The following is a 23668-nucleotide window of genomic DNA, read 5'->3' on the forward strand; positions in this document are numbered from 1 at the left end:
CATTCGTGATCTTCTGTTTCTGCCTCTGTCCCGGAGATCACCGATGTCCATGCGCTCGATGCGTCCTTTCGCCCCTTTCCTGCTGTCCACCTGCTGCCTGCTCAGCCAGGCCGTGCAGGCCGCCAACGAAGGCTCGACCCAGCCGGTCCTGGAACTGGAACCGCAGAGCGTGGTGGCCACCGCCAAGGAAGAAACCAAGCAGGCACCGGGGGTCTCGGTGATCACCGCCGAGGACATCCAGAAGCGCCCGCCGGCCAACGACTTGTCGCAGATCATCCGCACCATGCCCGGGGTCAACCTCACCGGTAACTCCACCAGTGGCCAGCGCGGCAACAACCGGCAGATCGACATCCGCGGCATGGGCCCGGAAAACACCCTGATCCTGGTGGACGGCAAGCCGGTGGGCAGCCGCAACTCGGTGCGCTACGGCTGGCGCGGCGAGCGTGACAGCCGCGGCGACACCAACTGGGTACCGGCCGACCAGGTCGAACGCATCGAAGTGATCCGCGGCCCGGCGGCGGCCCGCTACGGCAACGGCGCCGCTGGCGGGGTGATCAACATCATCACCAAGCAGGCCGGCATCCAGACCCACGGCAATGCCACGATCTACAGCTCGTTCCCGACCCACAAGGACGAAGGGGCCACCCAACGCATGAGCTTCGGTCTCAACGGCCCGCTGACCGACAGCTTGAGCTACCGGGTCTACGGCAACGTGGCCAAGACCGATTCCGACGACGCCGACATCAACGCCGGCCATGAATCCCTGCGCACCGGCAACCAGGTCGGCACCCTGCCCGCCGGCCGCGAAGGGGTACGCAACAAGGACCTCAACGGCCTCTTGAGCTGGCACCTGACCCCGGACCAGAGCCTGGACTTCGAAGCCGGCTTCAGCCGCCAGGGCAACATCTACACCGGCGATACCCAGAACACCAACAGCAACAGCACGGTGAAAAACCTGCTGGGCCACGAGACCAACCGCAGCTACCGCGAGACCTATTCGGTGACCCATCGTGGCGAATGGGACTTCGGCAGTTCCATGGCCTACCTGCAATACGAAAAGACCCGCAACACGCGGATCAACGAAGGCCTGGCCGGCGGCACCGAAGGCATCTTCAGCAACAGCGAGTTCTACACCGCGGTGCTGCGCGACCTGACCGCCCATGGCGAGGTCAACCTGCCCCTGCGCGCCGGCTTCGAGCAGACCCTAACCCTGGGCAGCGAATGGTCCCAGCAAAAGCTCGACGACCCCAGCGCCAACACCCAGAGCACCAGTGAAGGCGGCGCCGTGGGCGGCCTGAGCTCAAGCAACCGCAGCACCCAGTCCAGCGCGCAGATCTTCTCGCTGTTTGCCGAAGACAACATCGAACTGCAGCCGGGCACCATGCTCACCCCGGGCCTGCGTTTGGATCACCACAGCATCGTCGGCGACAACTGGAGCCCATCGCTCAACCTGTCCCACGCCCTGAGCGACACCCTGACCCTCAAGGCCGGCATCGCCCGGGCCTACAAGGCGCCGAACCTGTACCAGCTGAACTCCGACTACCTGCTCTACAGCCGCGGCCAGGGCTGCTATGGCCAGAGCACCAGCTGCTACCTGCAGGGCAACGACAAGCTCAAGGCGGAAACCAGCGTCAACAAGGAACTGGGCCTGGAATACAAGGCCGACGGCTGGGTGGCCGGCCTGACCTACTTCCGCAACGACTACAAGAACAAGGTGGAATCCGGCCTGGCGCCGGTGAGCCATGCCAGCGGCGGCAGCGGCGCTTACCGCAACTCGGCGATCTACCAGTGGGAAAACGTGCCCAAGGCCCTGGTGGAAGGCCTGGAAGGCACCCTGACCATTCCGTTGGCCAGCCAGCTGACCTGGAACAACAACTTCACCTACATGCTGCAATCGAAGAACAAGGAAACCGGCGACTACCTCTCGGTGACCCCGCGCTACACCCTCAACTCGATGCTCGACTGGCAGGCCACCCAGGACCTGTCGCTGCAGGCGACCGTGGCCTGGTACGGCCAGCAGACGCCGAAGAAGTACGACTACCACGGCGACCGCGTCACCGGCAGCGCCACCCAGCAACTGGCGCCGTACGCCATTGCCGGGGTCAGCGGCACCTACGCCCTGACCCGCAACCTGAGCCTGACCGCCGGGGTCGACAACCTGTTCGACAAACGCCTGTTCCGTGAAGGCAATGCCCAGGGCGTGAACAACATCGCCGGGGCCGGCGCCGCCACCTACAACGAACCCGGGCGCACCCTGTACACCAGCCTGACCGCTTCGTTCTGAGCCATTACCAAGAGCCATCACCAAGAGCCTGTCGAGAACGCCTGATGAGAACTTTTTTCCTGCCCCTGGCCCTGGCCTGGGGCCTTGCGGGAGCGGCCCTGGCCGCCCCCGCCCCGGACCAGCCCATGGACCGCAGCCTGCTGCAACGCCAGGACCTGCCCTACCGCTTCACTAGCCTGCAACTGGATTCCGCCGACGGCCAGCGGCACTACCAACTGTGGATCGGCAAACCGTTGCAGGCGCCGCCGCCACAGGGCTACCCGGTGCTGTGGATGCTCGATGGCAACGCCGCCATCGGCGCCCTCGACCCCGAGCAGCTCAAGCGCCTGGACCAGGGCCAGGCGCCGCTGCTGGTGGCAGTGGGTTACCAGACCCCGCTGCGTATCGAGCGCAACGCCCGCACCTATGACTACACCCCGCAGCAACCGGGCCAGGCGCAGCAGCAAGACCCGCTGACCGGGCAACCCAGCGGCGGCGCGCAAGCCTTCCTGCAACTGCTGCGCGAACGCATGCGCCCGGCCGTGGCGGCCCAGGCACCGATAGATACCGCGCAACAGACCCTGTGGGGCCACTCCTATGGCGGCCTGCTGGTGCTGCAGGCGCTGTTCAGCCAGCCCCAGGCGTTTCGCCACTACGCTGCCGCGAGCCCTTCGCTGTGGTGGGGCGACGGCCTGATCCTGCCCCAGGCCCAGGGCCTGGCCGAGCGCCTGCAGGGCCATCATGCGCAATTGCTGCTGATGCGCGGCGGCGCCGAGCCGGGCAACCCGCGCCAGCCAGCAGGGCCCGAGGCCGACCAGCGCGCCCGACAGTTGCAGGCGCAACTGGCCCAGGTGCCGGGGTTGGCCCTGGACTACCACAGTTTTGAAACACTCAGCCATGGCCAAACCCTGGCGGCCTCGTTGCACTACGTGCTGGAGCGGCTCTACCTATCGGCGGCCAAGGACTGAAAACCCTGCGCCCGGGTGCAAGGCCCGGGCCGCGAGTTCCAGCGCAAGAGACAGGGTGCAAGCCTTGGGGCGGCGGGCTAATCTGCCGCTCGCCCCGCCACTTGTTCCGGATCACCAATGCCCACCTGCCCCGCCACTCGTTTTCTTGCCGCACTGGATGCCGACTGGGCCGCGCTGATCGCCGCCGTCGGCCCCTGCCTGCACCAGCCCCGCCCGGAGCGCGAGCCTTATCAGGCGCTGGTGCGCGCGGTGGCCTACCAGCAACTGCATGCCCGCGCGGGCGACGCGATACTCGGCCGCCTGCGCGCTTTGTTTCCCGGGCAGGCCTTCCCCACGCCCGGGCAACTGGCCGCTGCCAGCCTGGAGAGCCTGCGCGGCTGCGGCTTTTCCGCACGCAAGGTAGCGACCCTGCAGGGCATCGCCCAGGCCACCCTGGACGGCCGCGTCCCCGATGCCGCCAGCGCCCGTGGCCTGGATGACGAACAGTTGATAGAGCGCCTGATCCAGCTGCCCGGCATTGGCCGCTGGACCGTGGAGATGCTGCTGATCTACAGCCTTGAGCGCGAGGACATACTGCCCGTGGACGACTTTGGCGTGCGCGAAGGTTATCGCCGCCTGAAAGACCTGGAGAAACAGCCCAGCCCCCGGCAGCTACGCCAGATCGGCCAGGCCTGGAGCCCCTGGCGCACCACTGCTGCCTGGTACCTGTGGCGCGTGCCGACGGCCTGAACACCGCGCACTTGACCCGGTGCGGACTGGCCGCTGCGCGGTTCGCCGGCAGGCCGGCTCCTATGGGGATATGCCCGCCTGTAGGAGCTGGCTTGCCAGCGAAAGCGCCCGCAAGATCGCCCCATTCCCTCGCCATCAACCGCGCCCAATGGCCGCTGCGCGGTTCGCCGGCAGGCCGGCTCCTACGGGGTTATGCCCGCCTGTAGGAGCTGGCTTGCCAGCGATGGGGGCGCTACATGCCCAGCCAGTTGGGCAAGGCCAGGGAGATCAGCGGCACGTAGGTCACCAGGATCAGGAACAGCAGCAGGATCATCAGCCACGGCATCGCCGCGCGGATGGTCTGGCCCAGGGTCAGGCCGGTCACCGCCGAGGTCACGAACAGGTTCAGGCCCACCGGCGGGTGCACCAGGCCGATCTCCATGTTGACCACCATGACGATGCCCAGGTGAATCGGGTCGATCCCCAGCTTCATGGCAATCGGGAAGAAGATCGGCGCCAGGATCAGCACGATCGCCGAGGGCTCCATGAAGCTGCCCGCCACCAGCAGCACCACGTTGACCATCAGCAGAAAACCGATCGGCGTCAGGCCTTCGGAAATCACCCAGGCGGTGATTTCCTGGGGGATCTGTTCGGTGGTCAGCACATGGGCGAAGAGCATGGCGTTGGCGATGATGAACATCAGCATGATCGACAGCCGGCCCGACTCCAGCAGCACCTTGGGGCAGTCCCGCAGCTTCATGTCGCGGTACACGAACAGGGCGACGAAGGCCGAGTACACCGCCGCCACCGCCGCCGCCTCAGTGGGCGTGAACATGCCGCTGTAGATGCCGCCAAGAATGATCACCAGCAACAACAGGCCCCAGAACGCCCGGCGCGCAGCACTCAGCCACTGGCCAAAGGTGGCCCGTGGCTGGGCCGGCAGCTTTTTCACCCGGGCCACGATGTAGATCGCCACCATCAACAGCAGGCCCAGCAGCAAGCCGGGCACCACGCCGGCCATGAACAGCTTGCCCACCGAAGTCTCGGTGGCCGCCGAGTACACCACCATGACGATCGACGGCGGAATCAGGATGCCCAGGGTCCCGGCGTTGCAGATGATCCCGGCGCCGAACTCCTTGGGATAGCCGGAGCGCACCATGCCCGCCACGGCAATCGAGCCTACCGCCGCCACGGTGGCCGGTGAGGAACCGGACAGCGCGGCGAACAGCATGCAGGCCAGCACCGCGGCAATTGCCAGGCCGCCACGGATGTGGCCGACGCAGGCGTTGGCGAAGTCGATCAGGCGCTGGGCCACGCCGCCGGTGGTCATGAAGGCCCCGGACAAGAGGAAGAACGGAATCGCCAGGAAGGTGTAGGCGTCGGAGGTCTCGAACAGCTTGATCGCCAGGGAGCTCAGGGAGTCCTGGCTGAACATCAGGATCGACACCGCCCCCGACAGGCCCAGGGCAATGGCGATGGGCACGCCGAGGAACATGAACACGAACAGCAGCAGAAACAGACAGAGCACGGCCATCAGTGACGCTCCTCATGGCTGCCCGCCAGCTTGCTGGCCTCGCCCGCCTCGTCGGCCAGGCCCAGGCCGAACTGCCGTCGGGTGAAGATGCGGTAGAAGATTTCCAGGTAGCGGATCAGCACCAGGGCGAAGCCGATGGGCACGATTACCACGATATGGCTGACCTGGATGCCGAAGCGGTCCAGGTCTTCGGCACCGATATGGGCGGCCATGATCGCGCTCAGCCACTTGAAGCTGGCGACCATGAACAGCCCGGCGTACACCAGGCAGCACAGGCAGGCGAGCAGCGCCAGGTAGCGCTGCACCGGGCGCGGGGTCAGGCGCACCAGGGCGTCCACCCCCAGGTGCCCGGCGGTGCGCACGCCATAGGAGATGCCGAAGAAGATCAGCCAGCCGAACATCGCCTTGGTCAGGGCCACGCTCCAGGTCATGTCCTGGGCCAGGCCCATGGTGGCGTCGCCCAGAGCGTTGAAGAAGGCGCTGCTGGCGGTCCATTTGTCGGCCAGGGCGAAGAACAGGGTGTAGATGTTGTTGAGCATCACGTAGACGAAGGTCACCAGGGTCATGGTCGCCAGCAGCAGGGCAATCAGGCCCTCCTCCAGGTGCTCCCAGATACGTCTCAGGGACTGCATAGAGATACCTCGCGAAACGGGCAGTGGCCGTCCGCCGCGGACGGCCGGGAGGGCGTATCAGTGGCGCTGGTTGGCGGCGTCGGCGGCCTTGATCAGGTCGGCGCCGATCTCGTCCTCGAACTTGCTCCACACCGGGCGCATGGTGTCGCGCCAGGCCTGGCGCTGCTCGGGGGTCAGTTCGATGATTTCGCTGGTCCTGGCCTCGACGATCTTCTGCCGGGCGCTCTGGTTCAGGGCCTCGGCCTGTTTGTTCACCTCCACCGAGACCTCGGCCATGATGGCTTCCAGCTCGCCGCGCACGTCCGCCGGGAGGCCGTTCCAGAAGCTCGCGTTGGTGATCACCATGTAGTCGATCAGGCCGTGGTTGGACTCGGTGAAGTACTTCTGCACCTCGTTGACCTTCTGGCTTTCATAGTTCGACCAGGTGTTCTCGGTGCCGTTGACGGTGCCGGTCTGCAGGCCCTGGTAGACCTCGGCGAAACTCATCTTGCGCGGGTTGGCGCGCATCGCCTTGAACTGCTCTTCGAGCACGCTGGAGGCCTGCACGCGGAACTTCAGGCCACGGGCGTCCTTGGGTTCGTGCAGGGGCTTGTTGGCCGACAACTGCTTCAGGCCGTTGTGCCAGTAGGCCAGGCCGAGAATGCCCTTGCCCTGCATCGAGGTCAGCAACTGCTTGCCCTCGGCGGCCTGGAAGCGGTCCACCGCCGCCAGGTCGTCGAACAGGAACGGCAGGTCGTAGATCTGGATCTTTTTCGTGTACTGCTCGAATTTGGCCAGGGACGGCGCCAGCATCTGCACATCCCCCAGCAGCAGCGCCTCCATTTCCTTGCCATCGCCGAACAGCGACGAGTTGGGGTAGACCTCGACCTTGACCCGCCCCGGCAGGCGCTCCTCGGCGAGCTTCTTGAACAGCAGCGCGCCCTGGCCCTTGGGGGTGTTCTCGGCCACCACGTGGGCGAACTTGATGATGATCGGGTTGCCGGTGGATTCGGCGGCCTGGGCCACCCCGGCAGCGAGCAATGCGGCGGCACAGAACAGCGCTCTTGAGAGCTTGAACATGGACTTCACCTTTTTATTGTTGTGATTGAGGGAAGAGTGCCTAAGGCATGGCGTATAGAGAATTTCGAATTTTTGATACCCGCGTTCACCCCCGCCGAACGCTCCGTAGGAGCCGGCTTGCCGGCGAAAGGGCCCCCGAGCCCTGCGCCGCCCCCGCCAACGCCTTCGCTGGCAAGCCAACTGCTACAACGGGCAGTACCTGCGCAGTCGGCGCCGCCCACCACCCCGTAGGAGCCGGCTTGCCGGCGAAAGGGCCCCCGAGCCCTGCGCCGCCCCCGCCAGCGTCTTCGCTGGCAAGCCAGCTCCTGCAACGGGCAGTGCCTGCGCAATCGGCGCCGCCCACCTCCCCGTAGGAGCCGGCTTGCCGGCGAAAGGGCCCCCTAGCCCTGCGCCGCCCCCGCCAGCGCCTGCAAGGGGCAATTGAACCGCGGGCGCGTAACCCCTAAAGTCACGCCTCCCGATATCACTCTGAGATCGTCGATGACCGCCCTTCGCTTGACCACCCTGCATACCACCCAAGCGGTGCTGGACGCCTTCCGTGACAGCGACGTACCCGCCCAGGTGCTGCTGGAGGGCAGCGGCATCCAGCTGGCGGACCTGGAGCTGCCCAACAGCCTGATCAATATCAGCCAGGAAATGCGCGTGTTCAGCAACGCCGTGCAGTTTCGCCAGGACCTGGGGCTGGTGCTGGGGCGCAACCTGCACATTTCCGCCTACGGCATGTTCGGCCTGACCCTGCTGACCAGCGCCACCCTGCGCGAAGGCTGGTCCCTGGCGCTGCGCTACCCCTTGCTGCTGGGCACCTTCTTCCGCCTCGACCTTGAGGTCCGCGACGGCCTGGCCTGGCTCACCGCCGACCAGTACAGCGAAAGCGAACTTGAGGTGTTCAACACCGATTTCTGCATGTCGTCCTACCGGGTCACCTGCCAGGACCTGCTGGGTTGCTCCCTGCCCCTGCGCCAGGTGCAACTGATGCATGGCCCCCAGCCCTATATGGACAGCTACGAGCAGGCCTTCAATTGCCCGGTGCAATTCAATGCCGCGCGCAATGCCATCGGCTTCGACCTGGAGTGGCTGGACCGGCGCCTGCCCCTGGCGGACCTGGTGACCCAGAACGACATGCTGCAACGCTGCATCCGCCTCAACGAGGAGCTCAGCGCGCGGCCGACCTGGATCGACCAGGTGCGGCGCATCCTCAATGAACAGCTGCACGCGGTGCCGGATTTCGACAGCCTGGCGCGCCAGGTGCACTGCTCCCCCAGCACCCTGCGCCGGCGCCTGCGAGCCCAGGACACCAGCTATCAGCAGTTGCTGGACGAGTTGCGCTACGCCCGCGCCCAGCAGTTGCTGGGCCAGCACAGCCTGCCCATCTACCGCATCGCCGAAGCCCTGGGCTTCAAGGAAACCGCAAGTTTCCGCCACGCCTTCCAACGCTGGAGCGGCGTCGCTCCCGGGCGCTTCCGCCAGCTGGCCGGCCAGCTCGGGCCGCTCTCGGACTGCGCCGAAGATTGACGCTAAATATCCCCTATTGACCGTTGCAAGCATTCTCTCTGCGACCTATCCGACGAAAAATGTCCGCCTCGGATGGTTCCGCTCATTTCGGACATGGAGTTGTCATATGAAATCGTTGCACACCGCCCTCTCCCGCCTCGCCACGGCCTGCACCCTCGGTGCCCTGGCCCTGGCCGCCTCTGTCACCGCCCAGGCCGCCCCCGAGCGCACGGTGAACATCTTCAACTGGTCGGAGTACATCGCTCCCAACACCATCAAGGATTTCCAGGCCCAGAGCGGGATCAAGGTCAAGTACGACATCTTCGAAAGCAACGAAGTGCTCGAAGCCAAGCTGCTGACCGGCAACAGCGGCTATGACGTGGTGGTGCCCTCCAGCGGTTTCGTCAGCAAGCAGATCAGCGCCGGCGCCTTCCAGCCCCTGGACCGCGGGCAGTTGCCGAACTGGAAGAACCTCGACCCGGCCGTGATGAAGCTGCTGGAGCAGAGCGACCCGGGCAACCGCTACGTGATCCCCTACATGTGGGGCACCAACCTGATCGGCTACAACCGCGACAAGGTCCAGGAGCTGCTAGGCAGCGACGCGCCGGTCAACAGCTGGGACCTGGTGTTCAAGGAAGAGAACCTGAAGAAGCTCAGCCAGTGCGGCGTGACCTTCCTCGACTCGCCCACCGAAATGCTGCCCCTGGCCCTGCACTACCTGGGCCTGGACCCCAACAGCCAGAACCCCGAGGACTACCGCAAGGCCGAGGCCATGCTGCTCAAGCTGCGTCCCTACGTGCGCTACTTCCATAGCGCCAAGTGGATGGGCGATATCGCCAACGGCAACATCTGTGTGGCCGTGGGCTACTCCGGCGGCTTCCTGCAGGCGGCCAACCGCGCCAACGAAGCCAAGAACGGCGTGCACATCGAAATGCGCATTCCCAAGGAAGGCACCCTGGTGTGGATCGACACCGTGGCCATTCCCGCCGGCGCCAAGCACGTGGACACCGCCCACGCCTTCCTTAATTACCTGATGGAACCCAAGGTCATTGCCTCCATCAGCAACTACGTCGGCTACCCCAACGGCGTGACCGATTCCAAGCCGTTCATCCAGCAGTCGCTGCTGGACAACCCGGACCTGTTCCCCAGCGCCGAGACCATGACCCGCCTCTACCCTCTGGCCCCGCTGCCGGCCAAGGCCGAGCGCACCCGGACCCGGACCTGGGTCAAGGTCACCAGTGGCCGCTGAGTCATTCACTGCGAAGGCCCGCCAGGACGCCGCCAACGGCGTCCATGCCGCCTTTCCACGCCGTGGCGCAGCCCGCGCCCGGCGTGCTTGAACGAAGAGCCGAATATGCCGTTGCCCACTTCCAGCCAAGCGGCCCTGCCGCACCTGTCGATCGAGGCGCTGCTGCAGGGGTTCGCCACCTTGCAGTTCACCCCGGTGGACGTGCTGCAGGCCGTGCTGGCGCAGATCGAGCGCCACGAGCCACAGCTCAACGCCCTCTGCGAACGCCAGGACCCGGCCTCGCTGCGCGCTGCCCAGGCGTCCACCGCGCGCTGGGCCGCCGGGCAACCCATGGGCCGGCTGGATGGCATTCCGATCCTGGTCAAGGACAACAACGACGTACAGGGCTGGCAGACCCGCAGTGGTTCCCGGGCCCTGGCCAACCGCCCGGCCATGACCCGGGACTCCAGCCTGGTGGCACGCCTGCGTGAAGCCGGGGCGATCTTCATCGCCAAGACCACCCTGCCGGAACTGGGCAGCACGCCCCTGACCGACAGCCCGTTGACCGGCATCACCCGCAACCCGTGGAACCTGGCCCTGCATGCCGGTGGCAGCAGTGGCGGCAGTACTGCGGGGGTCGCAGCCGGTTATGCCCCGGCCGCGACAGGCAACGATGCCGCCGGTTCGATCCGTACCCCGTCGAGCTTTTGCGGCGTGGTCGGGTTCAAGCCCAGCCATGGCCTGGTGTCCGCCTGCCCGAGCATCGACCCGGGCGGCATGGCCGCCGAAGGCCCGATTGCCCGCCACGTGCGCGACATTGCCCTGTTGATGGAGCTCATGGCCGTGCACGAGCCCGGCGAGCCCTTTGCCTGGCCCCATGGGCCCAGGGATTTCCTCAGTTCCATCGAGGACGGCGTCGCCGGCCTGCGCATCGCCTTCAGCGCCGACCTGGGCTACGCCGCCCATGTCGACCCGCAGATCGCCGCAGCCTGCCTGAACGCTGCCAGGCTGTTGCAGGAAGCCGGCGCCACCCTGGTCCTGGCCTCGCCGGACATCGGCAACCCGGCGCCGAACTACCTGCGGGCCTGGCCGGTGGAAGTGGCCTGCGCCGTGGCCCAGGAAATACCCGCCGAGGACCGCCATCTGGTGGGGGACTTTCTCCAGCAGGCCCAGGTCCGCGCGCGCCAGCTCAATGCCCTGGACTACGCCTGTGCGGTGGAGGAGCGCCATCAGGTGGCGCAGAAGCTTCACGCTTTCCTGGGTGAGTACGACCTGCTGCTGACCCCTGCCGCGGTGGTCGAACCCTTCGCCGTGGAACGCCTGCTGCCGCCGAACTGGCCGGAACAGATCAGCGCCATGTGGCAGCCCACCACCTTCCCGTTCAATTTCAGCCGCCAGCCAGCGTTGAGCCTGCCTTGCGCCCTGAGCGAGGCGGGCCTGCCCATCGGCCTGCAGATCGTCGCCCGCTTCGGCCGCGACGCCCTGGTACTGAGGGCCGCACGGGCCCTGGAAAAACGGCTGCCCGAGGGGGTGTTCCGCCACCCCGCCGGGCTGCACGACGCCCCCCAGGCGTCACCCGCAAACCGCTAGACCCGCACAGAAGACAATGCCGACGCCGGCCACGGCGAAGGCTCACGGACAAGGAGGTGGACCATGGATTCTTCAAGCAGTTGGTATCAAGACACCCAATTCGACCACGACATCTACGTGATGATCATTCGTGAACCGAGCTCTCCCAGCCTTGATCCCCATCAGTCCGGTTCCAGCTACAGCTACGTCGGCCGCCTCACCGGCCACGGCCAGCACCCGTGCTTTTCCGTGCACTTCGCCTGCCCGCCCTACGGCAACGACTACGCCAGCACTGAAGCCGCGCTGCAGGCCGGCCTGGCCCATGGCCGGGCGCTGATCGAGCACTGGCGCACCCGTGGGCGCAAGCCACCGGCACGCACCGCCGAAGTGGCGCTGTCCAGCTACAGCAACTGACGCACCAGGGCCCCTGGCTGGCGGGAGGGCAGCGGCTGTCGTAGGCTGCCCTGCCGTCCGTCCATGCGCCATCACCTGGAGTGTCGATCCATGCCCTATATCAACCTGCAGATCACCAAGGGCGCCACGCGCCAGCAGAAGGCCCAACTGGTCAAGGAATTCACCGAATCCCTGGTGCGGGTACTGGGCAAGAAGCCCGAGCATACCCACATCGTGATCCAGGAAATCGACGGTAGCGATTGGGGGTTTGCCGGCGAGCTCAGCGACGACGACCAAGCCTGAGCCGCTGCTGGGCGCAGGTATCACGAACTCAGTCGCGCGCCAGTGAGTTCAGGTAGTCCGTGGCCTGGCGGTACTTCTCCAGGCGCCGCAGGTCTTCGGCACCCGGCTCGGGGATGCGCGACAGGTCGCTGTTTTCCGCCAGATCCGCCAGCTTCACTTGCCGCGCCAGGGGGTTCGCGCCTGCGCGGCGGATGAACGCCGGGTAGTCCTCGCCGGCAACCTTGGTCAGCGCCAGCAGTGCCGCCAGCACCTCTTCGCTGAAGCCCTCGCCCCGCAACTGCTCCGGGGTGATGGGGCAGTCTTCCAGGACATCGTGCAGCACCGCGACAATCCGCGCCTCGGGGTGTGTCAGGCGCAGCATCACGCGCAAGGGATGCAGGATGTAGGGCGCGCCGCCCTTGTCGACTTGCCCGGCATGGGCCTGGGCGGCCAGCGCGATGGCCCGCTCCAGGCTGCTCATCGGACGCTACCGCAGGTGAATGGGGCTGAGCCGTGCATGGTGCCACCTCGATAAAAAGACCGCGCCATTCTACCTGCGCCGCGGCCCAGGCGCAGGGTCAGGCCATCGCCAGCAAGCGCTGGGCCCGCAGCAGCACCGGGGCATCGACCATCTGCCCATCCACCTGGTAGGCCCCGGCACCCTCGCGCCCGCCTTCCACCACCCGTTGGGCCCAGGCCAATTCCTCGGCGCTGGGCGCCAGGGCCTGGTGGATCACCGGCACCTGGGCCGGGTGGATGCACAGCGCACCGGCAAAGCCCATGGCGTAGGCGTGGCGGACCGAGGCGGCCAGGCCCTGGCTGTCGGCGATGCCGGGAAACACCCCGTCCAGCGGCGCCTGCAGCCCCGCCGCCCGGGAGTGCAGGATCAGCGCCAGTCGCGCCTGGTCCAGGGCGAACTGAGCCGCCGCCGAGCCGCTGCTGAGGTTGAGGTCCAGGGCCAGGTCCAGGCCGCCGAACGACAGGCGCTGGACCCCGGGGGCGCTGGCGATCTCGCCCAGGGCCAGCAAGCCCCGGGCACTTTCGATGATCGGCCAGACCAGGCGGCCGCTGGCGGCCACCCGCGCCACTTGGGCTGCGCTCTCGACTTTCGGCAGGAGAATGCCCACCACACCGGCATGGGCCTGGCAGAACGCCAGGTCGGCCAGGTGCTGGGGGTGCTCGGGTGCGTTGATTCGCACCCAGGCCCGCACCTGGGGCTGCGCCAGCAGGAAGCGCCCCAGGTGCTCTCGCGCCTGCACCTTGAGGGGTTCCTCGACGGCGTCCTCGAAATCGACGATCACCGCATCGGCGCCACAGGCCAGGGCCTTGGCGAAACGCTCGGGGCGGCTGCCGGGGACGAACAGCGCGGAGCGGACAATGGGGTTGGACATGTTCGGATCCTTGTTATTGGAAGACCAATGGCGGCCAGGCTTGCTGCCCGGCCCCTACGGCAAGAGCCTGGTGTTGCCCTGCCCTCCGTAGGAGCCGGCTTGCCGGCGAAGGCGATCTCGCGGCCTCTACGCTGGCAAGCCGGCTCCTACGGGGAGGTTGGGGTTCAGATGACTCCACGGGCCTGCAGTTGCTCGATGCCTTGCGGGCTCAGGCCCAGCTCGGCGAGTATCGCTGCGCTGTGCTGGCCCAGCGCCGGGACTGCGTCCATGCGCGGCGCATAGGCGCTGTTGCGCGCCGGTGGCAACAGCGCCGGCAGGCGGCCCGCCGGGCTGTCCACCTGGCGCCAGGCGTCCCGGGCCGCCAGTTGCGGGTGCTGCCACACGCCCTGCATGTCGTTGACCCGGGCATTGGCGATCTGCGCCTGCTCCAGCCGCTCGATCACCTGGGCGACGCTGAGCCGGGCAAAGCGCTCGACGATGATCTGGCGCAGCGCCTCGCGGTTGGCCGAACGCTTGAAGTTGGCGCCAAAGCGCTCGTCCGTGGCCAGTTCGGGCAGCTCCAGCACCTTGTCGCAGAAGGCCGCCCATTCCCGTTCGTTCTGCAGGCCGAGCATCACCGTGCCGCCGTCACCCGCGGGAAACGGCCCGTAGGGGTAGATGGTGGAATGGGCCGCGCCGGCCCGGGGTGGCGGTTCGGCGCCTTCGAAGGCGTAGTACAGGGGGTAGCCCATCCACTCCACCAGGCTTTCCAGCATGCTGATGTCGATACGGCTGCCCAGGCCGGTGCGCCCACGCAGCAGCAAGGCCGAAAGAATGCCGCTGTAGGCGTACATGCCGGCGGCAATGTCGGCGATCGAGCAACCGGCCTTGGCCATCTGCTCCGGTTCGGGGCCGCCGGTCACCGATACAAAGCCGCCTTCGCTCTGGATCAGCAGGTCGTAGGCCTTTTTCCGCTCATAGGGGCCGCCTTCGCCGTAGCCGGAAATATCGCAGACGATCAGCCGTGGAAAGCGCTCATGCAGCGCCTCGAACGACAGCCCCATGCGCGCCGCCGCCCCCGGTGCCAGGTTCTGCACCAGCACGTCGGCCCCGGCCAGCAGGCTGTCCAGCAGGCCCTCGGCTTCGGGCTGCTTGAGGTCCAGGCTCAGGCTTTCCTTGGAGCGGTTGGTCCACACGAAGTGCGAGGCCAGGCCCTTGACCCGCTGGTCGTAGCCCCGGGCGAAATCGCCGCTGCCGGGGCGCTCGACCTTGATCACTCGGGCGCCCAGGTCCGCCAGCTGGCGGGTGCAGAACGGCGCGGCAATGGCGTGTTCCAGGCTGACCACGGTGATGCCGTCCAGGGGCCGTGGCTGTGCTGTGTTGTCAGTCATGTTCGGTCCTCGCCCTGTTCGATGTCGGGCATTCAGAGCAGTGAGTTGAGATCGGCAGCGTCCCGCAGGGCCCAGACCCGACGGATCAAGGCATTGCCCTGCTCCGGGGTGCGGGCGCCGGAGAACTGCAGCAGGCGCTGGAACTTGTCTTCCAGCTCGGCCCGGGACAGGCCATTGCCCGGGTCACCCTTGGGCTCATCGATGGCGCCGTGCAGGGTGCGGCCGTCCACGCACTGCACCTCGACCCGGCCCAGCCAGCGCGCTGGATAGGCCGCATCGACTTCAGGGTCCAGCTGCATGCCGACCTTGTCGCGAAACGCCGCGACCCGGGGGTCGTTCAGCCCATGACGCTGGAACTCCGGCAACCCGGCCTTGCCGTGCACGGCGATCAGGCCGAGCACGGTGCCCATGGAGAACTTGGCCTGGTGCACGGTCTGCGGCACCTGGACCCGGCCCAGCACATCGATGGCACCCTGGTGCACCCGGGTCAGCACCCGGGCAATCTGCCCGTGTTCCAGGCCTTCGCGCTGCATCACCTCAAGCAAGGCATCGGCGGCGGGATGGGTGTGGCGGCACGAGGCGTGGAACTTGAACGAGGTTTCCAGCAGCGCCCAGCGGCTGCCCAGGCGGGCACTGAGCAATGCCGGTTCGGCATCCCGGGACATGCCGGCGGCCATGCCCTGCTCGCCTTCGAGGATATTGCGCGCGCCGCTCAGGCCGTCCCGGGTCAGGTAGGCGGCCAGCAGGCCATCGGCGGCGGCCTTGGCGGTGTGCAATTGCTTGGAGTCGGCGGCGTCGCGCAGAAACTCCCAGAGCCCGGCGGCCTGGGTCCCGGCGCTGCCCAGCAGGTTGATGAACTGCTCGCTGTCGAATTCCATCAGCTTGCCCACCGCCACCGCAGCGGCCAGGGTGCCGACGGTGGCCGTGGTGTGGAAGATCCGGTAGTGGGAACGGCCCATGAATTCGCCGATGCGGATCCCTGCCTCATAACCGGCCACCGCCGCCAGCAGCAGCTCGCGGCCGGACTTGCCCAGGTCCTGGGCCGCCGCCAGCGCCGCCGGGAACACCACGGTGGCCGGGTGCAGCACGGAGCTGTTGTGCAGGTCGTCCTGCTCCACCAGGTGCGAGGAGGCGGCGTTGACCAGGGCGGCGAAATACGCCGAGCTGCCGGCCCCATTGACCAGGATGCGCGCCGGGCCACTGGCCGGGCCCATGTGCCGGGCATAGGCCTCGAACAAGGGGATCGGGTGCGCGCCCTGGGCCGCCAGGGCCGAGCCCAGCCAGTCGAGGAACAGCTCTTGGGTGCGCAGCAGGACGCTTTCCGGCAGGTCGGCGTAGCGCAGGCCGGCAAGGAACCCGGCCAAGTCGTGGGTATGGCTCATGGGGGCTCCTTAGAAGCTGCGGGGCAGCTCCAGCAAATGCTCGGCGACGTAGGACAGGATCAGGTTGGTGGAGATCGGCGCCACCTGGTACAGCCGGGTCTCGCGGAATTTGCGCTCGACGTCGTACTCGCAGGCAAAGCCGAAGCCGCCGTGGGTCTGCAGGCAGGCGTTGGCCGCCTCCCAGGAAGCCTTGGCCGCCAGGTACTTGGCCATGTTGGCGCTGGCCCCGGCGTTGCCCCCGCTGTCGTATTCCTCGCAGGCGCGCCAGCGCATCAGGTCGGCGGCCTCGATCTCGATATGGGCCTCGGCAATCGGGAACTGCACGCCCTGGTTCTGGCCGATGGGCCGGCCGAACACCACCCGGTCGCGGGCATAGGCGCTGGCCTTGTCGATGAACCAGCGGCCATCGCCGATGCATTCGGCGGCGATCAGCGTGCGCTCGGCGTTGAGGCCGTCGAGGATGTACTTGAAGCCCTTGCCCTCCTCGCCGATCAGGCTGTCGGCGGGCAGCTCCAGATTGTCGAAGAACAGCTCGTTGGTCTCGTGGTTGACCATGTTGGCAATGGGCTGCACGGTCAGGCCGTTGCCGATGGCCTGGCGCAGGTCCACCAGGAAGATCGACATGCCTTCGGACTTCTTGCGCACCTCGGCCAGTGGCGTGGTGCGGGTCAGCAGGATCATCAGGTCGGAATGCTGAATGCGCGAGATCCACACCTTCTGCCCGTTGATCACGTACTTGTCGCCGCGGCGGATGGCAGTGGTCTTGATCTTGGTGGTGTCGGTGCCGGTGGTGGGCTCGGTGACGCCCATCGATTGCAGGCGCAGTTCGCCGCTGGCGAGCTTGGGCAGGTAGTAGCGCTTCTGCGCCTGGCTGCCGTGGCGCAGCAGGGTGAACATGTTGTACATCTGCCCGTGCACGGTGCCGGAGTTGCCGCCGCAGCGGTTCACCTCTTCGAGGATCACCGAGGCTTCGGCCAGCCCCAGGCCGGAGCCGCCGTACTCGGCAGGGATCATCGCCGCCAGCCAGCCGGCCTCGGTCAGGGCCTTGACGAAGGCTTCCGGGAAGCCCTTGCGCTCATCGATGCCGCGCCAGTAGGCGGCGTCGAATTCGGCGCACAGGGCACGCACGCCTTCACGGATGGCATTGAGTTCTTCAGTGTCATGGGGGGTCATCAATCGGCACTCCGCCTTTGCTTATTGTTGGAATTCAGTCGAACTGCACTTCGCCGCGCTGGGCCAGCCCGGAGCCGTCGCCGGCCCACAGTTCGGCGTGGCCAGGGGCGCTGATGCGCCCGCCGACCTCGAAAGGCTGCGGGGCAATCAAGGGCCGCAGGCCGCGGTAGGCGAAATGGCGCAGGCGCGCCTCGGGGTGGGCCCGGCAGAAGGCCCCCAGGCTCAGGGTGGCGATCAGCGGGCCGTGCACCACCAGCCCCGGGTAGCCCTCGGTGGCGGTGACGTAGGGATAGTCGTAGTGGATGCGATGGCCGTTGAAGGTCACCGCGCTGTAGCGAAACAGCAGGGTCGGCGTGGGCTCCACCGGCTCGCGCCAGTCGCCTTCGGGCAGCAGCTCGCCACTGCTCATTTTCGGCGGGGACGCTTCGCGGTAGACGATGTCTTGTTCTTCGCGCAGCGCCAGTTGGCCGTCCTGAAAATATTCGTGGCACAGGGTGACGAACAGCAGCTTGCCGGTGCGCCCGGCCTTTTCCTCGACCTGGAGGATGGTACTGGTGCAACTGGCCTCGGCGCCGGCCCGCAGCGGCCGGTGAAACGCCAGGCGGCCACCGGCCCACATGCGGTTGCGGTTGGCCGCCGGCGGCAGGAAACCGCCCCGCGCCGGATGCCCGTCGCCGCCCAGGGCCGAGGCCGGCTGTGGCTGCTGGAAGAAACACCAGTGCCACAACGGCGGCAGGGCCTCGCCCGGGGCCGGGGCGGGCTGGCCGAACGTGGCGGCGATGCGGGCCAGCAGGTTATGGCTGAGGTGGTCGTCGATCCGCTGGCTGCGGCCGATCCAGGCGCTGGGGTCGGTGGCACTCATGGTGGCAGGGTCCTGTGGCACGAAGGTGATGGCGGCCATCATGCAAGGGGCTGGCGCGTATGGAGAATTTGCATTTCTATAAACCGGCGTTCGTTTATGCTGAACGCCATTCGCCCCTACCCCTGCCTTCAGGAGCCCGGACATGCATTTCGATCTGGCGGACCTGCGCCTGTTTATCCATATTGCCGAATCCCCCAGCCTGACCCAGGGCGCGCGCCGCGCCTTCCTCTCGCCAGCGGCCGCCAGCGCGCGGATCAAGGCCCTGGAAGGCCAGCTCGAAACCCGCCTGCTGTACCGCGACAGCCGTGGCGTGGAAGTCACCCCCGCCGGCGAACGGCTGCTGCAGCACGCGCGGCTGATCATGCGCCAGGTGGATTACCTGAAAAGCGAATTCACCCAGTACGGCGGTGATTCCTCCGGGCACATCCGCATCTTCGCCAACACCACGGCGGTCACCGAATTCTTGCCGGAAGTGCTGGCGAAATTTCTCTCGGTACGCCCGGGAGTCACGGTGGACCTGCAGGAGCGCCTGTCCCGGGACATCGTTCGCGGTGTGCTGGACGGCACCAGCGACATGGGCATCATCGCCGGCCCGGTGGAAGCCAGCGGCCTGCAGGTGCTGCACTTCAGCACCGACCACCTGGTGCTGATGGTGCCCGTGGGCCACCCGCTGTCGGGGCAGGCTTCGGTGACCCTGGAACAGACCCTGGCCTACCAGCACATCGGCCTGCATGAAGGCAGCACCCTCTTGACCTTCCTGCGCGAGCACGTGGAGCGCCTGGGCAAGCAACTCTCGCTGCGCATCCAGGTGTCGAGCTTCGAAGCGATCTGCCGCATGGTGGAAGCCGGGGTCGGCATCGGCATCATTCCCGAGTCCGCGGCCTTGCGGCACAGCCGCACCATGCAGCTGGTGACGGTGAAGCTGGATGAAAGCTGGGCCGTGCGCGAACGCAGCATCATCGTCCGCGAACTGGAGGCCCTGCCCGGCAGCGTGCGGGCGCTGATCGCGACGCTGATGCCGGCCAGCCAGAAACCTTCTATTGCGGGCAACCCTGGCTGATCCAGGCACTCAGTTCGTCGATCTGGGCCTGAGGCAGAAAGGGGCCACCGGGGGGCATCTGGCCAAAATCCCCATCCGGCCCCCAGGGGGTGCCCGGGGTTCCGCTCAGGGCATAAATCAGGTTGGAATGCGCGCCATCGCCTTTGACCAGGATAGGTACCGCCTGCCCTGTTTCCGGGTTTTGGATACCCGGCACATTACCGGTCACGAACGACTGGTAGGAGGTCTGCCAGAAGGCCCCGTGAGGCGCTCCGGAGATCGGCAGGTTGTTCTGCGCAACGAAGGCATCGAGCAGGTTCTGTACATCCTTGAAGGTGTTGAGTGCCATGACTATTTCCCTGTGCTAGATGGGGTGAACAATTGCAGATAACGCTGGCTGGCCGCTGCCGCCGACTCAGCCCCTGCCGTCTCGGGAGCCCGAACGTTGCCGCCTTTGAGGATGAAACTGAAATCGAAGCCGGCCACCTGGGCATTGCCATGGCAACCCATGCAGCCTCCCATGTTCACCCCATGCACAGCGGCGGAACCGGCGGATTGGGCAAACACGTTCGGAGGGGGTGGCGCACCTGCGGCCTGGAAGGAAGTCGGAGCACCGTTAGCAGCAATCCGGCCCCTGAATTGCTGCAGGGTATAGTCCGTTTCAACCATGATATTGGCCTGGTAGTACACCGCGGCAGAGTGGCTGGGATCGGTTTTCGATAGCTGCGTGGTGTCGAACGGCTGGGCCTGGACCGAGACCAGCTTGTAGTACTGCCAGGGCGAATTCTTGACATTCTTGGCCTGGCTATAGCTCTGGATAGCCTGATGCGCCGCCTGATTGACCTGAATCACGTCAGCCGCAATCGGCTCATAGCGCTGGTTGATGCAGATCGGGCCGCCCGCCGGAGTCCCGCCTTTGGCAATCTCGCGCAGATACAGTTGCTTGCCGGGCTTGCAGAAGGCCCCCAGGGCCTTGACTTGAGGGTTGTTGGGGTCGTCCTGGTAACTCAGCCCGGGATTGGTGGGCATGGGGCCCGGCGCTGGATTGATGATGCGGCCGTTCTCATCCTCAAGCGGCTTGCCACTGGGCAGCAGGATGTTGTCGGCCTGTTCGAAGGTCGCGTAGATAAAACTCGGGGCCGTGGGGGTCTTTTGGATGATGTGCAACGCCACCATCGCCCATTGCGCCTCGAAATAGCAGGTGCCCTTGCCCGGTGGTTGCTCGTAGAAGCGCACCGTCTGCCTGTGGAATCGCGAGGGGTCCTCGCCGGGGCCCAGCTGGCGCCAGGCGGACTTGACCTCAATGGTGCCGTTGGGAAAGTTGACCCGCGGCGCGCTGGGGAAAGTCGGAGGTGTCTGCTTGACCGCGTTGAAGAAGTTCCGCGCGGCTTGTGCCAGCGCGGGGTTGGCGTACCAGAACTGGTTGGCGGCGACGTAGGTGTATTGCACCTGATTGGCCTTGGCCAGGAAGCGCACCAGCTGGGGGTTGGAATTGCCTCCGGTGGGAGTCGCCGGAACAACACCGGCATACATCTGGTCGAGGCCGATCTGGGTGCTTTCGTCGAGGTTGATCCAGGCCGGCAGTTTGGGTGCGATCTGGCCAGAGCAGGCAGGCACGGCAAAACTGTAGTCATAGGTTGGCGCAGTGCCATAACCATAACTGGGAGCGCCATCAGGCTTGTAGCCCGGGGGGCCGACGTTGGCACTGCCCTTGCCCGGAAAGATCTCAACCTTGCTTCGGTACGTATGCCACACCAGAGGCACGCCCTGGCTGCCGAAAGGCTGGCGGATATCGGGCACATCGCGCTGCCCGCCCAGGGCCGGCCAGTTGAGAGCGATGAACTCCTGCCAGGCGAAGGCCGCAGCCTGTGCCAACGTTGCCTGGGATGCCCCCCCGGGTATATCGGCGGGTACCTCGGGCGATACGGTTATCGACACCGGGGCGGCGTTCGAAACGCCGCCCAGAAGCGCCAGACCAACACTGATAGCAATGTAGGAAACCTGCCGCTGCAAACGATTCTTGTCTTGTTGATGCTCCATATCCTGACTCCTCCCTTGGCTGTTCGAGAGCGTAGATCAGCGCTCTCACGGCAACGCGCCAGGAAAAAGAACATTAGGCGCTAGCATTAATAGCCAAATGCCTGTACGCCAGCAGCGGTGGCGGCTTGAACGGGTCGTGACCGGTGATCGCCCTGGCCGGCAGCGCAAGCAGAGACATTGATGCCGATCAAGTGCCCGCCTCGCCAGCGGAGTAAACCTGAAGCCAATCAGGGCTGTGTGCGCAGCCCGCCCTTTGGCTCCGCGGAGACTTGACCATGCCCAGCACCGCTCTCGATACCCTCGCCCACCCACCGTTCCCGGCGCAGCAAGGCCAATACTGGATCGACGCCCTGAACGATGGCAGCCATGTGCTGATCCGCCCGCTGCGGCCCCAGGACCGGGAGCGGGAAAAGGCCTTTATCGAAAACCTCTCCCCGGCCACCCGGCACCAGCGCTTTCTCGGTGAGATCAAGGAAGTGGGCGAGCAACTGCTCAATCAACTGATGGATGTCGGCACGCCGCAGCGGGTGGCTTATGTGGCCCTGGTCCACGACAACGGCGAACTGCGGGAAGTGGGGATCAGCCGCTACGCCCAGGTAGACGAGCAGCCCTCGCATTGCGAGTTCGCCGTGACCATCGCCGATGAGTGGCAAGGCAAGGGCCTCGGCGCGCTATTGATGCAGCACCTGATCGACGAAGCCCGCAACAACGGTTTCCAGCAGATGTACTCGGTGGATTCCGCCGCCAACTACAGCATGCGCCGCCTGGCAAAACAGCTGGGCATGCGCAGCGCCATCGACCCCGATGACGCCACCCAGGTGATCCACAGCCTGGCGCTGTAACGCCAGAGCGCTCCGCGCCTCGGCCCGAGGCGCGGCCGCATTGCCCGCAGAACCGCCCCGCCGCCGATACTGAAGTCAAGCCACAGCCGACAGGTGCTCGTAGAGAATTCCCGAGCCGACGATGATCAGCACCACCCCGCCCAGCACTTCGGCGCGCTGGCCCATCACCGTGCCAATGGCGCGGCCCAGCATCACTCCCAGGGTGACCATGGTCATGGTGGCCAGGCCGATGGCGCTGGCCGCGACCCAGATGTTGACGTTGACGAACGCCAGCCCCACCCCCACCGCCAGGGCATCGATGCTGGTGGCCAAGCCGGTCACCGCCAGCAGCCAGAAGCCGTGCTGGCGCGGTTTTTCTTCCTCGGCCTCAGCCTGCTGGCGGGTGCCGTTGTAGATCATGTGCAGGCCCAGCAACAGCAGCAGGCTGAAGGCGATCCAGTGGTCCCAGTTGGCCACCCATTGAGTCGCGGCCTGGCCGATGAACCAGCCCACCACCGGGGTGATGGCTTCAATGACGCCGAAGATCAGGCCGATGCGCAAAGCTTCCAGCAGGCGCGGCTTGAGCATGGCCGAACCCTTGCCCACCGCGGCGGCGAAGGCATCGGTGGACATGGCGAAGGCGAGAAAGATGATCGAGGCTGGGTTCACGTTGAGTCTTCCGGTCGGGCTTGAGTCCACGACATGCCCACGCGCCCGACTTCAGCGCAGGTATGTCGATGGTCTCACCAACCGAAACGGTGCCCGTACCACGGCAGGTTGCCGAGAATGTTGATACGGGCGCCACCGCAGGGCGCGGTGGCAGGCTACTCCCCAAAGAGGCGCGCAGCTTAGCCGGGCACATGTGAAAATTTCATCAGCACCGCGCCACGACAGCTGCTCGCACAGCGGCTAGCCTGTGCAATCCACCCGTTGATTCGTGGAGGTACCCCATGCAACTCCAGGGCTCCTGCCATTGCGGCGCCGTGCACTTCAGCCTGTCCAGCCGCCATCCCTATCCCTACCAGCGCTGCTACTGCTCGATCTGCCGCAAGACCCAGGGCGGTGGCGGCTACGCCATCAACCTGGGGGGCGATGCGGCCAGCCTCAAGGTACGCGGGCGCAAGCACATCGTCATCTACCATGCCCGGCTCAAGCCCGCCGGTGCCGCCCGGGCCCACAGCAGCAGCGCCGAACGGCACTTCTGCGGGCGCTGCGGCTCCGGGCTGTGGCTGTTCAGCCCGCAATGGCCGGAGCTGATCCACCCTTTTGCCTCGGCCATCGACACCCCGTTGCCGGTGCCGCCGCAACACACCCACCTGATGCTCGACTCCAGGGCGCCCTGGGTCGAGGTCGATGCCGGGGCGCACGACCTGCAGTTCGCCGAATACCCCGAGGAATCGATTGCCCAGTGGCACCAGCGCCTGGGGCTGGAGGCCTGAGCGCAACCGGGGCTTAACAGTCTT

23 protein-coding genes and 1 riboswitch are annotated in these 23668 nt (G+C 66.4%); of the genes, 11 read left to right on the forward strand and 12 right to left on the reverse strand.

Annotated elements, in window-relative coordinates; genetic code table 11:
- Window positions 1-49 precede the first annotated feature (49 nt).
- The 3 genes from AC1RCO_RS07505 (at window position 50) to AC1RCO_RS07515 (ending at window position 3960) form a co-directional block, all read left to right on the forward strand.
- On the forward strand, window positions 50-2284 hold the full coding sequence (locus AC1RCO_RS07505; RefSeq protein WP_370059492.1) for a TonB-dependent siderophore receptor: 2235 nt from the start codon (window positions 50-52) through the stop codon (window positions 2282-2284).
- Window positions 2285-2328: 44 nt separating this feature from the next.
- Window positions 2329-3231 (forward strand): alpha/beta hydrolase, encoded by a 903-nt coding sequence (locus AC1RCO_RS07510; RefSeq protein WP_072452243.1) that lies wholly within the window; start codon window positions 2329-2331, stop codon window positions 3229-3231.
- Between the two features lie 117 nt (window positions 3232-3348).
- Window positions 3349-3960, forward strand: a complete 612-nt coding sequence (locus AC1RCO_RS07515) for a DNA-3-methyladenine glycosylase family protein (protein ID WP_248765875.1) — start codon at window positions 3349-3351, stop codon at window positions 3958-3960.
- Window positions 3961-4192: 232 nt separating this feature from the next.
- Here AC1RCO_RS07515 and dctM read toward each other — a convergent pair whose 3' ends face one another.
- The 3 genes from dctM to AC1RCO_RS07530 are packed head-to-tail and all read right to left on the reverse strand — an operon-like array spanning window position 4193 to window position 7164.
- Complete coding sequence (gene dctM, locus AC1RCO_RS07520; protein ID WP_011060956.1) at window positions 4193-5473, reverse strand: C4-dicarboxylate TRAP transporter large permease protein DctM; 1281 nt, start codon at window positions 5471-5473, stop codon at window positions 4193-4195.
- Window positions 5473-6105 (reverse strand): TRAP transporter small permease, encoded by a 633-nt coding sequence (locus AC1RCO_RS07525; RefSeq protein ID WP_015635361.1) that lies wholly within the window; start codon window positions 6103-6105, stop codon window positions 5473-5475. The genes dctM and AC1RCO_RS07525 overlap by 1 nt, the downstream gene beginning before the upstream one ends.
- Window positions 6106-6162: 57 nt before the next feature.
- Complete coding sequence (locus AC1RCO_RS07530) at window positions 6163-7164, reverse strand: TRAP transporter substrate-binding protein (RefSeq protein ID WP_072442162.1); 1002 nt, start codon at window positions 7162-7164, stop codon at window positions 6163-6165.
- A gap of 480 nt (window positions 7165-7644) precedes the next feature.
- Between AC1RCO_RS07530 and AC1RCO_RS07535 the strand changes: the two genes are divergently transcribed.
- The 5 genes from AC1RCO_RS07535 (at window position 7645) to AC1RCO_RS07555 (ending at window position 12148) form a co-directional block, all read left to right on the forward strand.
- Window positions 7645-8676 carry an AraC family transcriptional regulator gene (locus AC1RCO_RS07535; protein ID WP_492617597.1) on the forward strand — a complete coding sequence of 344 codons (1032 nt, stop codon included), beginning with the start codon at window positions 7645-7647 and terminating at the stop codon, window positions 8674-8676.
- Between the two features lie 106 nt (window positions 8677-8782).
- A complete protein-coding gene (locus tag AC1RCO_RS07540; protein ID WP_011060952.1) occupies window positions 8783-9904 on the forward strand; it encodes a polyamine ABC transporter substrate-binding protein in 1122 nt (373 codons plus the stop codon).
- A gap of 105 nt (window positions 9905-10009) precedes the next feature.
- On the forward strand, window positions 10010-11473 hold the full coding sequence (locus AC1RCO_RS07545; protein ID WP_492617598.1) for an amidase: 1464 nt from the start codon (window positions 10010-10012) through the stop codon (window positions 11471-11473).
- Between the two features lie 63 nt (window positions 11474-11536).
- A complete protein-coding gene (locus AC1RCO_RS07550; RefSeq protein WP_011060950.1) occupies window positions 11537-11866 on the forward strand; it encodes a hypothetical protein in 330 nt (109 codons plus the stop codon).
- 90 nt (window positions 11867-11956) lie between these two features.
- Window positions 11957-12148 carry a tautomerase family protein gene (locus tag AC1RCO_RS07555; RefSeq protein WP_011060949.1) on the forward strand — a complete coding sequence of 64 codons (192 nt, stop codon included), beginning with the start codon at window positions 11957-11959 and terminating at the stop codon, window positions 12146-12148.
- Window positions 12149-12176: 28 nt separating this feature from the next.
- On the opposite strand, the gene AC1RCO_RS07560 is transcribed toward AC1RCO_RS07555, so the two are convergent.
- The 6 genes from AC1RCO_RS07560 to AC1RCO_RS07585 form a co-directional block, all read right to left on the reverse strand.
- On the reverse strand, window positions 12177-12608 hold the full coding sequence (locus AC1RCO_RS07560; RefSeq protein ID WP_047336567.1) for an HD domain-containing protein: 432 nt from the start codon (window positions 12606-12608) through the stop codon (window positions 12177-12179).
- A 97-nt stretch (window positions 12609-12705) separates the two neighbouring features.
- Window positions 12706-13518 (reverse strand): HpcH/HpaI aldolase/citrate lyase family protein, encoded by an 813-nt coding sequence (locus tag AC1RCO_RS07565; RefSeq protein WP_011060947.1) that lies wholly within the window; start codon window positions 13516-13518, stop codon window positions 12706-12708.
- 164 nt (window positions 13519-13682) lie between these two features.
- Entirely contained in the window at window positions 13683-14888 is a 1206-nt protein-coding gene (locus AC1RCO_RS07570) for a CaiB/BaiF CoA transferase family protein (RefSeq protein WP_015635354.1), read from the reverse strand.
- A gap of 32 nt (window positions 14889-14920) precedes the next feature.
- Complete coding sequence (locus AC1RCO_RS07575; protein WP_015635353.1) at window positions 14921-16270, reverse strand: MmgE/PrpD family protein; 1350 nt, start codon at window positions 16268-16270, stop codon at window positions 14921-14923.
- 9 nt (window positions 16271-16279) lie between these two features.
- Complete coding sequence (locus AC1RCO_RS07580) at window positions 16280-17443, reverse strand: acyl-CoA dehydrogenase family protein (protein WP_492617599.1); 1164 nt, start codon at window positions 17441-17443, stop codon at window positions 16280-16282.
- A 34-nt stretch (window positions 17444-17477) separates the two neighbouring features.
- Window positions 17478-18305, reverse strand: coding sequence for an HTD2 family dehydratase (locus tag AC1RCO_RS07585; protein ID WP_041752747.1), 828 nt, complete (start codon window positions 18303-18305; stop codon window positions 17478-17480).
- Between the two features lie 142 nt (window positions 18306-18447).
- On the opposite strand from AC1RCO_RS07585, the gene AC1RCO_RS07590 reads away from it, so the two are divergent.
- Entirely contained in the window at window positions 18448-19365 is a 918-nt protein-coding gene (locus AC1RCO_RS07590) for a LysR family transcriptional regulator (RefSeq protein ID WP_404673203.1), read from the forward strand.
- Here AC1RCO_RS07590 and AC1RCO_RS07595 read toward each other — a convergent pair.
- Window positions 19343-19693, reverse strand: coding sequence for a hypothetical protein (locus AC1RCO_RS07595; protein WP_011060941.1), 351 nt, complete (start codon window positions 19691-19693; stop codon window positions 19343-19345). The genes AC1RCO_RS07590 and AC1RCO_RS07595 overlap by 23 nt on opposite strands.
- 2 nt (window positions 19694-19695) lie before the next feature.
- A complete protein-coding gene (locus AC1RCO_RS07600) occupies window positions 19696-21384 on the reverse strand; it encodes a hypothetical protein (RefSeq protein WP_492617600.1) in 1689 nt (562 codons plus the stop codon).
- A gap of 275 nt (window positions 21385-21659) precedes the next feature.
- Between AC1RCO_RS07600 and AC1RCO_RS07605 the strand changes: the two genes are divergently transcribed.
- Entirely contained in the window at window positions 21660-22226 is a 567-nt protein-coding gene (locus AC1RCO_RS07605) for a GNAT family N-acetyltransferase (RefSeq protein WP_011060939.1), read from the forward strand.
- 75 nt (window positions 22227-22301) lie between these two features.
- On the opposite strand, the gene mntP is transcribed toward AC1RCO_RS07605, so the two are convergent.
- The gene (gene mntP / locus AC1RCO_RS07610; RefSeq protein WP_019093782.1) at window positions 22302-22874 is read right to left on the reverse strand and encodes a manganese efflux pump MntP; all 573 of its coding nucleotides are present in this window, start codon (window positions 22872-22874) and stop codon (window positions 22302-22304) included.
- A gap of 10 nt (window positions 22875-22884) precedes the next feature.
- Window positions 22885-23045: riboswitch (yybP-ykoY riboswitch) on the reverse strand.
- Between the two features lie 110 nt (window positions 23046-23155).
- On the opposite strand from mntP, the gene AC1RCO_RS07615 reads away from it, so the two are divergent.
- On the forward strand, window positions 23156-23644 hold the full coding sequence (locus AC1RCO_RS07615) for a GFA family protein (RefSeq protein ID WP_011060937.1): 489 nt from the start codon (window positions 23156-23158) through the stop codon (window positions 23642-23644).
- Window positions 23645-23668: the final 24 nt, after the last annotated feature.

It is taken from the genome of Pseudomonas sp. GW823-FHT03E05, from assembly GCF_058796855.1.